Source organism: Psychrobacillus sp., assembly GCF_056205495.1.
The window spans coordinates 1-11,608 of record NZ_JBAEAP010000332.1 but is presented as its reverse complement, the minus strand read 5'-3'; the positions used below and the strand labels follow the sequence as shown (position 1 = coordinate 11,608).

At 37.7% G+C, this 11,608-nt stretch carries 13 protein-coding genes; all 13 read left to right on the top strand.

The window, feature by feature from the left end; genetic code table 11:
* The first annotated feature begins 19 nt into the window (after positions 1–19).
* Entirely contained in the window at positions 20–352 is a 333-nt protein-coding gene (locus tag AC06OU_RS09900) for a nucleotide pyrophosphohydrolase (RefSeq protein ID WP_475855509.1), read from the top strand.
* A gap of 2 nt (positions 353–354) precedes the next feature.
* Positions 355–1,131 carry a 4-hydroxy-tetrahydrodipicolinate reductase gene (gene dapB / locus AC06OU_RS09895; RefSeq protein WP_475855508.1) on the top strand — a complete coding sequence of 259 codons (777 nt, stop codon included), beginning with the start codon at positions 355–357 and terminating at the stop codon, positions 1,129–1,131.
* A gap of 12 nt (positions 1,132–1,143) precedes the next feature.
* The gene (gene mgsA / locus AC06OU_RS09890) at positions 1,144–1,551 is read left to right on the top strand and encodes a methylglyoxal synthase (RefSeq protein ID WP_169359559.1); all 408 of its coding nucleotides are present in this window, start codon (positions 1,144–1,146) and stop codon (positions 1,549–1,551) included.
* A gap of 18 nt (positions 1,552–1,569) precedes the next feature.
* Positions 1,570–2,700 carry an N-acetyl-alpha-D-glucosaminyl L-malate synthase BshA gene (bshA, locus tag AC06OU_RS09885; protein ID WP_475855507.1) on the top strand — a complete coding sequence of 377 codons (1,131 nt, stop codon included), beginning with the start codon at positions 1,570–1,572 and terminating at the stop codon, positions 2,698–2,700.
* Positions 2,701–3,882, top strand: coding sequence for a CCA tRNA nucleotidyltransferase (locus tag AC06OU_RS09880; RefSeq protein WP_475855506.1), 1,182 nt, complete (start codon positions 2,701–2,703; stop codon positions 3,880–3,882).
* Positions 3,866–4,852: a biotin--[acetyl-CoA-carboxylase] ligase gene (locus AC06OU_RS09875; RefSeq protein ID WP_475855504.1), complete on the top strand. Its 987-nt coding sequence runs from the start codon at positions 3,866–3,868 to the stop codon at positions 4,850–4,852. Before AC06OU_RS09880 ends, AC06OU_RS09875 begins: the two co-directional genes overlap by 17 nt.
* Before the next feature lie 264 nt (positions 4,853–5,116).
* On the top strand, positions 5,117–5,977 hold the full coding sequence (gene panB / locus AC06OU_RS09870; protein WP_475855502.1) for a 3-methyl-2-oxobutanoate hydroxymethyltransferase: 861 nt from the start codon (positions 5,117–5,119) through the stop codon (positions 5,975–5,977).
* Entirely contained in the window at positions 5,955–6,803 is an 849-nt protein-coding gene (panC, locus tag AC06OU_RS09865) for a pantoate--beta-alanine ligase (RefSeq protein ID WP_475855500.1), read from the top strand. Before panB ends, panC begins: the two co-directional genes overlap by 23 nt.
* A gap of 2 nt (positions 6,804–6,805) precedes the next feature.
* On the top strand, positions 6,806–7,189 hold the full coding sequence (gene panD, locus AC06OU_RS09860; RefSeq protein ID WP_169359553.1) for an aspartate 1-decarboxylase: 384 nt from the start codon (positions 6,806–6,808) through the stop codon (positions 7,187–7,189).
* 322 nt (positions 7,190–7,511) lie between these two features.
* The gene (dinG, locus tag AC06OU_RS09855; RefSeq protein ID WP_475855499.1) at positions 7,512–10,277 is read left to right on the top strand and encodes an ATP-dependent DNA helicase DinG; all 2,766 of its coding nucleotides are present in this window, start codon (positions 7,512–7,514) and stop codon (positions 10,275–10,277) included.
* 15 nt (positions 10,278–10,292) lie between these two features.
* A complete protein-coding gene (locus tag AC06OU_RS09850; RefSeq protein WP_144536843.1) occupies positions 10,293–10,463 on the top strand; it encodes a YpmA family protein in 171 nt (56 codons plus the stop codon).
* A gap of 2 nt (positions 10,464–10,465) precedes the next feature.
* The gene (locus tag AC06OU_RS09845) at positions 10,466–10,954 is read left to right on the top strand and encodes a cell wall elongation regulator TseB-like domain-containing protein (RefSeq protein WP_475855497.1); all 489 of its coding nucleotides are present in this window, start codon (positions 10,466–10,468) and stop codon (positions 10,952–10,954) included.
* A gap of 28 nt (positions 10,955–10,982) precedes the next feature.
* Positions 10,983–11,608: amino acid--tRNA ligase-related protein (locus AC06OU_RS09840; RefSeq protein ID WP_475855496.1), on the top strand; the 626-nt coding region annotated here is incomplete at its 3' end.

The window sequence follows — 11,608 nt, the reverse complement described above, 5'->3', positions numbered from 1 at the left end:
ATGAAGGAGAGTGAGATTAATGAAAGAACCAAAATCATTAAATATGCTTCAACAAGAAGTTGATACATACATAAACCAATTTAAAGAAGGCTATTTTCCTCCTATGGAGCTTCTAGCAAGATTAACAGAGGAGCTAGGTGAGCTTTCAAGAGAGGTACAACATAAGTATGGTACTAAGAAAAAGAAGCATACGGAAGTACAAAAAGAATTGGCTGATGAAATGGGAGACTTCTTCTTTGTGTTAATCTGTCTGGCTAACTCTGAAGGCATAGATTTAGAAGATGCCTTACATAAGGTTTTACATAAATATAACACTCGAGATAAAGATCGCTGGACTAAAAAGGAGGACTAACTATGGTGATTAAAGTAGCTATAGCAGGACCAAGAGGTAAAATGGGAAGAGAAGCAGTTAGTACTGTTATTAAAAATGCAGATTTTTTATTGGTTGGACTACTAGATTCTAAAAAAACTGAAGAAACTCTAGGAGATAATATACCTATCTTTACTTCCTTAACTGAATTAATTGAAGAAACTGCTCCAGATGTTTTAGTGGATTTGACAGTTCCATCTGCTGTATATGACCATACAATAACAGCATTAGAATATGGTGTAAGACCTGTAGTTGGAACGACAGGATTTTCTGATGCACAATTAGATAGTATTAGGAATTTAGTGGAGAAAAAGCAAATTGGCTGTATCATTGCACCTAACTTTTCTATTGGTGCAGTATTAATGATGAAATTTGCCCAAACTGCTGCAAAGTATTTACCGGACGTAGAAATCATTGAAATGCATCATGACGAAAAAATAGATGCACCTTCGGGCACTGCTATTAAAACTGCTCAAATGATACAAAACATTAGAACAGAGGCAGCGCAAGGACATCCACAGGAGGAAGAAATCCTTCCTGGTGCAAGAGGGGCGAATTTTGAAGGCATGAGAATTCATAGTGTTCGCTTGCCAGGCTTAATCGCTCACCAACAGGTGTTATTAGGCGGAGACGGTCAACTTTTAACATTGAGACATGACTCATTCAATAGAGGCTCTTTTATGTCTGGTGTGGTATTGTCTATTAAAGAAGTAATGTGTCAAAATAAATTAATATATGGATTAGAAGAGATTATTTTATAGGAGGAAAACGTGATGAGAATCGCATTGGTGGCTCACGATAAGAAAAAAGAGGATTTAATACAATTTGTAACAGCGTATAAGCCTATTCTTGAAGAGCATGAATTATTTGCTACTGGTACAACAGGTACACGGATTATAAATGAGGTCGGTCTTTCTGTTTTTAGGTATAAATCAGGTCCACTAGGCGGAGACCAACAAATTGGTTCTGCTATCGCTAATAATGAAATGGATATGGTTATTTTCTTTCGTGATCCCCTTACAGCGCAGCCTCACGAGCCGGATGTTACAGCTTTAATCCGCCTTTGTGACGTTTACCAAATTCCATTGGCTACTAATATGGGTACTGCGGAAATTCTCCTTAAAGGAATCGAAGAGGGGTTTCTAGACTGGCGTCTTTTAGAAGAACGTCGGGGTAGATAAAGAAAAGAGGACATATACATGCGTAAACTAAAAATAGGTATCACTTGCTATCCTACTGTTGGTGGTTCCGGAGTTATAGCTACTGAGCTAGGAAAAATGCTTGCTGAAAAAGGGCATGAGATCCATTTCATCACATCTAGTGTTCCCTTTCGTTTAAACAAAATTTATCCAACTATTACGTTCCACCAGGTGGAGGTAAATAGCTACTCTGTATTCCAATATGCCCCTTATGATATTGCTTTGGCTAATAAAATGGCCGAAGTAATTCAAGATGAGGGCTTAGATGTTCTACATGTCCACTATGCTATACCACATGCGGTTTGCGCAATCCTTGCTAAGGATATGGCTAATTCTGATATTGGTATTGTTACTACTTTGCATGGGACAGACATTACTGTTCTTGGTTATGATTCATCATTGACTGGAGCCATTCAGTATGGAATTGAAAAGTCGGATGTGGTTACAGCCGTCTCTACATCATTAGTTAAACAAACAAGAGAGCTAATCACGACCAAAAAAGATATTGAGACTATATATAATTTTGTGGATGAAAGAGAGTATCACAAAAAGGATGCAAACAACCTAAAAGAATTATTAGGCATTAAAGAGGATGAAAAGGTTGTCATCCATGTGTCCAATTTTAGGAAAGTCAAGCATGTTCCGGATGTTGTAAAAAGCTTTGAATTAATGCATAAAGAAGTCCCAGCAAAACTCCTATTAGTTGGGGATGGTCCAGAAAAGCATCCCGTCATGGAATATGTAAAGGGCAAGCCAATTGAGAAAGACGTTCTATTTCTTGGAAAGCAAGAAAATGTATCAGAGCTATATTCCATTTCAGATCTTATGCTACTGTTATCTGAAAAAGAGTCATTTGGGTTAGTATTACTAGAGGCAATGGCTTGTGAGGTCCCATGTATTGGAACTGCCGTCGGCGGTATACCAGAAGTAATAATACCTGGTGAAAATGGATATTTGGTACCTCTTGGAGATATAGACAGTGTTGCCGAATATGGTCTAAAAATATTGAAGGATCCTCATTTACATAACCAGTTAAAGAAAAGAGCAGTCCAAATTGTTAAGGAACGCTTTAGCTCCTCGCAAATAGTTGAGCAATATGAAAAGATGTATGAAAGAGTGGCGAAAAAATAAATGGAAAATCGATGGCCAGATGCTTATAAAGTAATCTCCGTACTTGAAAATGCTGGCTTCGAAGCATACGTGGTTGGTGGAGCGGTAAGAGACTTCGTGAGAGGTGTGCAAGCTAACGATGTAGACATAACAACTAATGCTTTACCACTACAAGTAAAAGAATTATTTGAACATACCATTGATGTAGGTATTGAACATGGAACCGTTCTTGTTGTTTTATCAGAACCAATTGAAGTTACAACCTTTCGATCGGAAACTACATATAGTGACCATAGAAGACCGGACGAAGTTAAATTTGTTCATACGCTTAAGGAAGATTTAAAGAGACGTGATTTCACGATTAACTCGATGGCTTTAACTAAAGAAGATAAGTTAATCGACTTCTTTGGAGGAAGCTCCGATTTAGAAAAAGGAACGATCAAGGCTGTAGGGAACCCAAAGGAACGGTTTTCCGAGGATGCCCTTAGAATGCTACGAGCTATACGTTTTTCAGCACAATTAAATTTCACCTTAGATAGCTCCACACAAGCTGCCATTGAAGAGCTTCATCCTTTAATCAGCCATATCTCTATAGAGAGAGTAAAAGTAGAGCTAGAGAAAATTTGGGTTAGTAATTACCCCTCAAAAGGAATGGAACTGTTTGTTTCTACAGGGCTATCGAGACATTTTGTAGGAAATTGGGTAGATTCAATCTCTAAATGGAGAGATTTTAATAGCTTTGGGATGAAAGCAAATGGATGGGCATTTTTCATATTAATGAATAAAGATTCTAACCATACTGAGCTGCTTTCTGCCTTTAAATGCTCCAATTCAGAAAAAAAACACGTCAAGGAAGTGCTCCGTGCTGTGGAATCTTTGAATAATGGGAGCTGGGATTCTGTGGAGCTGTTTCAGTTTTCGGATGAAGTATTGATTGCAGCAGCGAGCTATGGCAGGGTCCTATTTAATATCGAGCATTCATATACCCCAGAGATCTTGATAGAAGAAAAAAAGAAGTTAGCTATTTCGTCTAAGCGAGATGTAGTAGTTAGTGGGAATGATTTAATGGAATGGAAGCAGGAAAAAAGAGGCCCTTGGATTAAAGAAGCTTTAGATAAATTAACTATAATGATTTTGAACGAAGAACTTAAAAACGACAGAGCACAGATAAAGGAATGGTTTTTTCGTGAGTATATCAATTAAGGAAAGAATTATTTCTAGACTCCAGGCTGCAAAGGGAGACCCAATTTCTGGTCAAGCACTCGCAGAAGAACTAGAGATTTCTAGAACGATGGTATGGAAGTATCTAAAAGGACTTGGAGAAGAAGGCTACGAAATTGAAGCTATAAAGAAAAAAGGCTATATTCTTAAACAGATGCCGGATACTTTAGCTAGTGAACGTATTTCACTTCATCTCGAAACAAAAGTACTAGGTAGAAATATTATATATTATCCGGTTTGTGACTCTACTCAGACGATTGCTACAAACAAAGCGAGAGAGGGTGTCGCTCATGGAACGTTAGTTGTATCAGAGGAGCAGACTGCGGGTCGTGGTAGACTAGACCGTTCTTGGGAATCTTCAGCTGGTAAGGGTATCTGGATGAGTCTCATACTACGACCTAATATTAGTCCCCAATTTGCTGCACAGTTTACGTTAGTAGCTGCTGTAGCAATCGCCAGAGCAATAGAAGATACTACAACCTGTGTGCCAAGCATTAAATGGCCCAATGATCTGCTCATTAAGGGGAAGAAAGTGACTGGCATCCTTACCGAGCTCCAGTCAGATATGGACCGTGTACAAGCCATTATTATTGGAATGGGTATCAACGTAAACCAGACATCAGAATCCTTTGAAGGGGCACTTGAATCCATTGCCACTTCTTTGAAGTTGGAAGCTGGAGAACACGTAGACAGAGCTCACCTTGCTGCCAAAGTTCTATTTTATCTTGAAAAATATAGTGATATGTACGTCACTCTAGGTTTTGAGCCTATTAAACTCATTTGGGAGAGCTATAACTGTACTATTGGCAATAGGATTAGAGCTACTACGCTTAGGGATACAATTGAGGGACTAGCTATTGGCATTACTAATGATGGAGCTTTGCAGCTTCAATTAGATAATGGGGAAATAAAAGGTATTTATTCGGCTGATATTGATTTACTCAAAATTTAATTTGGACGTTTTCGTCTAATTCTGTTATTCTGTATGCGAAGGGTAGTATCTATTTAGAACTACACCGGTAAGTTACTTTTTTAAAATTAAATAGTCTGCCTTGATCTATGAATGACAGGGACGGAGAAAACCGATGAATTTAAATTTTCTGCCCTTCTGTCCAAGTTAGGATTGAAGGGCTTTATATTTGGTTTTCTCTTCTATTTTACCAAAGGTAAGCTTATGTGCTAGACCGAGGTAATAATTTTATAAGGAGGGAAATGGATGAAAACAACGAGTGATTTTTTGAAAATGAAAAGTAATGAAGAAAAGATTTCTATGATTACAGCTTATGACTTTCCAACGGCAAAATTTGCTGAAGAAGCTAATGTCGATATGATTTTAGTAGGGGATTCAGTTGGGATGGTAGTGCTGGGGTACGATTCTACGGTATCAGTTACTATGAATGATATGATTCATCATGGTAAAGCTGCTAGGAGAGGTGCACCGAATACATTTTTAGTTGTGGATATGCCTTTTGGAACATATCACGGTAATATCGATCAATCGCTCTCTAACGCAGTTCGATTAATGCAGGAAACAGGTGCGCAGGCTGTAAAGCTAGAGGGAGCAGGAGCAATTATACCTGTCATTGAAAAGCTAACATTTGCTGGTATACCGGTAGTCGCTCATTTAGGATTGTTACCTCAATCTGCAGGAGTTCTTGGTGGATATAAAGTACAAGGAAAAACTGCAGAAGCTGCGCAAAAACTAATTGAAGATGCAAAAAAATGTGAGCAGGCAGGAGCTTGTGCTGTTGTGTTGGAGTGTATCCCTTATCAGCTAACGGAGCAAATATCGACTGCTCTCATGATACCAACGATAGGAATAGGAGCTGGTTCGACTGCGGACGGCCAAGTATTAGTTTTCCATGACTTGGTTAAGTATGGATCTCATCATATACCGAAGTTCGTAAAAGAATATGCAAATGTGGGGGAACCTATTTTGAGTGGTATTAAGCAGTACGTAGAGGAAGTAAAGAATGGTGCATTCCCTGCTACCGAGCATTCTTTCACCATGAAGGATGATCAACTAAACCAACTATACGGAGGTAACCCTAGCCATGCAAACAGTACAAAAGATTGATGAACTTAAAGCAATTATTTCACAACATAAACAACACTCTATTGGTTTTGTACCAACGATGGGCTATCTACATGAAGGCCACCAAGCGCTACTTACCAAAGCTCGAACAGAAAACGAATTCGTAGTTGCCAGTATCTTCGTAAATCCAGCACAGTTTGGACCAAACGAAGATTTAGATAGATATCCAAGAGATATGGAACGAGATACAAAGATTGCTGTAGAGTCTGGAGTAGATTTACTATTTGTTCCAACGCCTGATGAAATGTATCCTTTTGAAAGTGGGATTACGATACAGGCTGGTGATATTTCCACAAAACTATGTGGTTCCACACGTCCAGGTCACTTCGATGGTGTACTGAAAGTAGTATCTAAGCTATTTCATTTAGTTCAACCTACAAAGGCCTACTTTGGGCAAAAGGATGCTCAACAGCTTGCGATTATTAAGCTGTTTGTTGAAGCATACAATTTTCCGCTAGAAATAGTTGCTGTTCCAACTATACGTGAAGAAGATGGATTGGCTAAAAGTTCGCGAAATGTATTCCTTAGCGCGCAAGAACGTGAAGTTGCTCCTCATATTTACAAGGCACTCACACTGGCAAAAGAGAACGCGCTTCGCACTGGGGACGTGCAAGAAGCTATTGCTGAAGCTAAACAATATATAATTGAAAATACATCTGGTAAAATAGATTACCTGGAGGCTTTGGCTTATCCAACACTCCAACCTGTAAACGAGTACACGGAAGAAGTTTTATTTGCAGCTGCCGTATTTTTTGAAAAAGCAAGATTAATTGATAATATAATAGTTAATATGAAGGAAGTGCAGTAATAATGTTAAGAATGATGTTAAACAGTAAAATTCACCGAGCAGTAGTCACTGAGGCAGATTTAAACTATGTAGGCAGTATTACAATTGACCAAAATATTTTGGATGCAGTAGGAATGCTGCCAAATGAAAAGGTTCATATTGTCAATAACAATAATGGGGCACGCTTTGAAACATATATTATTGCAGGAGAACGTGGAAGTGGTGTAATTTGTGTAAATGGAGCTGCAGCACGCCTTGTTCAACGTGGAGACATAGTAATCATCTTGTCTTATGCATACGTAATGAATGAAGAAGCAAAAAACCATCGTCCAACAGTAGGAATTATGAACTCTGATAATACGATTAACCAAATAATTAACTACGAGCCAGAAGCAACAGTAATGTAATAAGTGCAAGTGGAGGTGGCTGGAGAAAAAAGCCACTTGATTTCAAAAGCCCCGGAGATTTTACGAATCGTAAAATTTCAGGGGCTTTGTTTTTTATTGCTACTGCAACGTTCTCACTAACAAGCTAGATCTGTGCATTTTTTCATCTAAATAGGATTTAAATTGTTTATTTGAGAATGATAGAAGTAGGGAATAATATTTTTAATTGTTTTTAGTCCTACATAATTTTCGTTTCTAATAAAGTAATGTGGTACAATTTTTAAAAAGCAGTGCTCGAGCGCTTGTTAGAATGCTTTTAATTTTAATGATGGTGAGATGAAGTGTGTTGGAAAATCATAAATATGCAGTTGTCGATATTGAAACAACAGGCCATTCATCTGCCAATGGTGACCGAATTATTCAGCTTGCAATTGTTTTTATAGAAAATAATAAAATAACGGGCTCCTTTAATACGTTTGTAAATCCGCAAAAACCAATTCCTCTATTTATTCAGGATCTAACTAACATCAAGGAAGAAGATGTCAAGGATGCTCCTATATTTGAAGAGATTGCCCCAAAAGTGTTGGAAATGCTGCAAGATCATATTTTTGTTGCTCATAATACGAACTTTGACTTAACGTTTCTTCAGCAGGAGCTAAAACGTGTAGGATTGCCTAAATTAGTTTGTAAATCGATTGATACAGTGGAATTTGCAAAGCTGATGTTTCCTAATATTTATAGTTATAAACTTCAGGATATAGCAAATGAGCTACATATAGAGCTAGAATCTGCCCACCGAGCAGATGATGATGCGAAGGCTACAGCTTATTTACTGCTGAAATGTTTTAATCAGCTACAAACACTACCTTTGAAAACAATAGAACTTTTACATAAGAGATCCTTTCAATTAAAATCTAATCTAGCTCTTATATTTTTTGAAGTGCTGACGATGAAAAGAAAAATGTATGACTCACAGGATTATTTAGAATATCGAGGGATCCCTTTACAATATGACAGAGATGAGCCTCTTCCAACGCATAGTGAGCTAGTTTACCCAAGCTCTTTGGACGAAAAGAAGCAGTTATTCCAACAAGGAAGTTTAAAGTTAGAGGAAAGAGCTGGCCAATTTGAGCTTATGGATAGAATCCACGTAGCGCTGTCCGAATCTAAAGAAATAGTATGTGAGGCCGAGACTGGGATAGGTAAAACATTGGGGTATTTAATCCCTGCTGCTATTTATGGAATAGAGCAAGGAAAGCCAATTATTATTAGTACTTATACGACTCATCTTATTGATCAACTAATAACTGAGGAAATACCGAAGCTTTATGACATTCTGAACATAAATCTTCGAGTAGCTAAACTAAAAGGGATTAACCACTATATTGACCTTTATCGTTTTTGGGAACATCTTCAGCAGGAGGATGAATCGTATGATGAAACCTTCACTATCATGCAGATTTTAGTTTGGCTTACTATGACAGAGGAGGGTGATCTTTCTGAGCTTAATGTCTCTGGAGGTGGTTTACTCTTTGTTGATAAAATAAGAAGAACGTCTGAGAAGATGATAAACGACGTTAAAGGAATTGATTTTTATGAGAGAGCACTTCTTCGGAGTAAGCATTGCGATATACTTGTGACGAATCATTCCATGATCATAGCAGACAAGGACAGAGAAGTTAAACTTTTACAGAATGGCTGTGCAACTATCATTGATGAAGCACATCAAATGATCCATGCTAGTATTTCTCGAAAAGAACGTATTTTTTCTTATACTAATTGGAAATATATTTTAGGCCAATTTGGAACGTTAGATACCGATCATCTACTTTACAAACTGTCGCTTATAAACGTCTCTCTATCCGTACGGCTCCGCATAGAGAAGCTTTTTGTGAATGTTGTAGAGTCGTTTGATCTTGCTATGTCTCACATCATTTCTTCTATACAAAGCTTCCCTCATAAATCTAAAAGTACGAAACGTACGAATACGATGGAAGAGTTAGAAATAGATAAATCATATTTTATAAAAGTAGCTAAAAATCTGCAGACGTTTATTTATTCCACAAAGCCATATATCGGCTCGTCCAAGAAAAACCTATTGGATCCTCAATTAATAGTTATCGTAAACGAGTGGGAATATTGGCTGCGGGAGCTAGAGATTAAAGTAAGTGAATGGGATGAAATATTTCTTCAGGATGGTGAAGAAGAGGCAAAATGGCTCGAACTAGATAATAGAAGTGTGCCAGGGAGCCTTACTATCATCAAAAGACCATTAGATTATCAAGAGGATATAAAAGAAGCAATGGCACCGTTAAGAGATAGCGGAGGTATTATTTGGACGTCGGGGACTTTGACCGTACCATCTAACAAATATTTTATCACTTCTCAGCTAGGGCTTAGTTCGAGTGTACCGATTCATCAATTTAAAGTAGAATCTAATTTTTATAATGGGGCAGAGCTCCTAATTATTGAAGATATGCCGGATATTCAGCAAGTTTCACAATCTGACTATATTGAGTCAGTGGCAGAAGCAATTGTTCAGACAGTGCTAGTAACTGGCGGAAGATGTTTTGTACTATTTACCTCACAGGATATGCTTCGAAAAACGGTTGAGTTAATACAAGAGACTAACCTACTCGAAGATTATATGCTGTTTGCCCAAGGGATTACAACAGGCAGTAGAATGCGTCTATTAAAATCCTTTCAACGCTTCTCAAAATCTGTACTTTTCGGCACCAATAGCTTTTGGGAGGGCGTAGATGTGCCAGGGGAGGCACTGTCTGTCGTGATCATGGTGCGTTTACCTTTTTCTTCACCAGATGACCCGTTATTTAAAAAACGTGCAGAATTAATGAGCAAAAACGGGCTTAACCCATTTTCATCCTACTCTTTACCAGAAGCAGTTCTAAGATTTAGACAAGGATTTGGTCGTTTAATTCGTTCCTCCGCTGATAAGGGAGTATTTATCGTTTTAGATAGAAGAATTGAGACTAAGTCGTATGGGGTTGATTTTTTACAGGCGATTCCTAACATACCTGTAAAGAAAGTATCGCTAGAAAATATAGTCTTAGAGCTAGAAAATTGGTATACTAATAAGGATGAGTATTAGAAAGCGGGTAGAAATATGGAAAACAAAATCGAAGTCATCTCCACCGTCACCGTACAATACCAATCAGATCTATACAAAATAGTAGATGCATTGAACCGTTCTTTGAAGGAAAAGGATTTAATGTTTGGATTGGCATTAGATAAAGAAGACCAAGAAAAAGCAGTCTTTACCATTTACAGGACCTAAATATGGCACTTAAAAGATGGCTATTATTTATCGTTATTTTTACAATTAGCCTAACCGCAATCCTTAGCATTCTTATATATACTCAGGCTCGGGAGCCATTTAAGGAAGCCTTAACGTCTGCAGAATCTTATACACTAAAGAATAACTTATTGGAGACAATTGATGAGTCCTATGTGTATAATAGTACCGACTCTTATCAGACGATTATAGGTAACACAAAAGATGGCTCCAAAAAAGCATTTTTTATCCCCTTGAAGGCAAATGAAGAGCCTATCATGGAGGTAAGCTTTGAAGAGGGTATATCAAAAGAAGAAGCCATCTCCATCGTTTTAGATGGAGAGCAAGAAAGTAAGGTGCTCCACGCTAAGCTAGGTGTGGAAGAGGTTGGCCCTGTATGGGAGATTACCTTTGTCAATTCAAAGAATAATCTAAACTACGTTTATCTATTATTTGATAACGGCGACTGGTGGAAGAGAATATCCAATTTGTAAAATTTATTTATGACTAATGGAGGACAACATGAAAAAAATTATGATTAAAGATATGGCCAACCATGTTGGAGAAACAATAAAACTTGGTGCTTGGCTAGCGAACAAGCGCTCTAGCGGAAAGATTGCCTTTTTACAGCTACGTGATGGCTCCGGCTTTGTACAAGGAGTAGTAGTAAAGGAAGTTGTTGGAGAAGAAATTTTCCAAACAGCAAAAGGGTTAACTCAAGAAACTTCTATGTATATCACTGGAGAAGTAACTAAAGATGAACGCTCATCTTTTGGATATGAGCTACAAGTAAAAGAAATCGAAGTAATTCACGCTGCGGTTGATTATCCTATTACACCAAAAGAGCATGGAACTGAATTTCTTATGGACAACCGTCATTTATGGCTGCGTTCTAGAAAACAACACGCAATTATGAAAATTCGTAATGAAATAATTCGTGCTACATATGAATTCTTTAATGAAAATGGATTTGTAAAAATGGATCCACCAATCTTAACTGGATCTTCTCCTGAAGGAACTTCAGAGCTTTTCCATACAAAATATTTTGATGAGGATGCATATTTATCTCAATCAGGACAACTATACATGGAAGCTGCAGCGATGGCATTAGGAAAAGTATTCTCCTTTGGACCAACATTCCGTGCAGA